At 37.1% G+C, this 286-nt stretch carries 1 pseudogene; it reads left to right on the top strand.

Annotated elements, in window-relative coordinates:
• Positions 1–286 (top strand): annotated as a pseudogene (locus WKI42_RS10830) (hypothetical protein); the annotation flags it as partial.

The following is a 286-nucleotide window of genomic DNA, read 5'->3' as shown; positions in this document are numbered from 1 at the left end:
CGTGGATGAAGATGAAGGAAAGAAGGGATTGGAAGATGGAGATTACTATATGGTAGTGACTTTACCCAGTGATTTATCTGAAAAAGCAGCTTCTATTTTAACGGATCATCCAGAGCAAATGCAAATTGATTATCAGACTTCAAGTGGTCATAGCTTTATTGCCAGCAAGATGAGCGATTCTGCGATGACACAATTGAAGCAGAATGTTTCTACAAATGTAACTGAGACCTATACTAAAGCCTTATTTAACAAAATGATTGATTTAAAGGATGGCATGAGTCAAGCA

Origin of the sequence: Streptococcus pseudopneumoniae (assembly GCF_038148935.1) — a bacterium.
Lineage (GTDB): Bacteria > Bacillota > Bacilli > Lactobacillales > Streptococcaceae > Streptococcus > Streptococcus pseudopneumoniae_U.
The sequence above is the reverse complement of the archived record's forward strand: the minus strand, read 5'-3'. Positions and strand labels throughout refer to the sequence as shown.